We start from the raw sequence: 1,699 nt of genomic DNA, 5'->3' as shown, positions 1-1,699 counted from the left end.
GGCCGGCCGAGATCGCGGCGGAACTGGCGGCGGCGCTGGCGTCGGTGCCGGGGATCGCCCACGCCGAACCGGCCGGGCCGGGATTCGTCAATATGACGCTGGATGAAGCCGTGCTGCGCGCGGTGGCGCGGGACGTGCTGCGGGCCGGCGAATCCTATGGCGACGCGGTGCTGGGGCAGGGGGTGCGGGTCAATGTCGAATATGTCTCGGCCAACCCGACCGGGCCGATGCATGTCGGCCATTGCCGGGGCGCGGTGGTCGGCGACGCGCTGGCCAACCTGCTGGCCAAGGCCGGCTATGCGGTGACCAAGGAATATTACATCAACGATGCCGGGGCGCAGGTGATCGCGCTGGCCTGGGCGGCCTATTGGCGGTACCTGCAGGCCATCGGCACCACCATGACGCAGGAGGAATTCGCCGCCCTGGTGCCCGGCGGCATTCAGTATGGCGGCGATTACCTGGTGCCGGTCGGCGCGGCGCTGGCGCAGCATCACGGCACGGGGCTGGCCGAGCCCGACGGGCAGCCCGCCGCGCCGGAACATTGGCTGCCCACGGTCAAATCCTTCGTGGTGGCCGAGATGATGCGCCTGATCCGCGAGGATCTGGATGCGCTGGGCGTGCATCACGACGTGTTCACCAGCGAGGCGCGGATCCTGGCCGACGGGGTGACCGACCGGGCCATCGCCCGGCTGGACGCGCAGGGCCTGCTGTATGAAGGCGTTCTGGAGCCGCCGAAGGGCAAGCTGCCCGAGGATTGGGAGGCGCGGCCCCAGACCCTGTTCCGGGCGACAGAGTTCGGCGACGACGTGGACCGGCCGCTGCGCAAGTCGGACGGGTCGAATACCTATTTCGCCAATGATATCGGCTATCACGACGACAAGGTCCGCCGGGGCGCGGACGTGCTGATCGATGTCTGGGGCGCCGACCATGGCGGCTATGTCACCCGCATGAAGGCGGCGGTGAAGGCCCTGTCGGATGGCGGGCGCGCGCCCGATTTCGACGTGCTGCTGTGCCAGATCGTGCGGATCGTCCGCGAGGGGCAGCCGGTGCGGATGTCCAAGCGCGCGGGGACCTTCGTCACGCTGCGCGACCTGATCGACGAGGTGGGGCGCGATGCGGTGCGCTTTACCATGCTGACGCGCAAGGCCGACGCCCAGATGGAGTTCGACCTGGACCAGGTCGTCGCCCAGACGCGCGACAACCCGGTCTTCTACGTTCAGTACGCCCATGCGCGTTGCCGTTCGGTGCTGCGGGCGGCGCAGGAGATGCTGGGCGCGCAGCAGGTGACCCCCGCCGCGCTGGCCGAGGCGGACCTGGACGGCCTGGATTCGGATGCCGAACTGGCGCTGCTGCGGCGGATCGCGCAATGGCCGCGCACGGTCGAAGGCGCGGCGCTGGCGCATGAGCCGCATCGAATCGCCTTTTATCTCGGTGAGTTGGCGGGCGATTTTCATACGTTGTGGAATCGCGGCCGCGATGATGCGACATTGCGGTTCCTGCAAGAGGACGATCCGGCGGCGACCCGGGCGAAGCTGGCGCTGGTCGAGGCCACGGCCACGGTCATCCGGTCCGGCCTGGCGGTGCTGGGGGTCGAGCCGGTCGAGGAAATGCGATGAACGATACCGATCCCCTGGATCGCGATCCCCATGCGGAGCGGCTGAGCCGCGCCCGCGAGCGCATGAGCGCCGATTACGACGAC

General features: G+C 69.2%; 1 protein-coding gene. It reads left to right on the top strand.

Annotated elements, in window-relative coordinates:
* Window positions 1-1,616 (top strand): arginine--tRNA ligase (gene argS, locus HUK84_RS17095; RefSeq protein WP_176641336.1); only part of this gene is annotated, 1,616 nt, incomplete at its 5' end.
* Between the last annotated feature and the right edge of the window lie 83 nt (window positions 1,617-1,699).

Source organism: Nguyenibacter vanlangensis (assembly GCF_013376155.1).
GTDB lineage: Bacteria > Pseudomonadota > Alphaproteobacteria > Acetobacterales > Acetobacteraceae > Gluconacetobacter > Gluconacetobacter vanlangensis.
The sequence above is the reverse complement of the archived record's forward strand: the minus strand, read 5'-3'. Positions and strand labels throughout refer to the sequence as shown.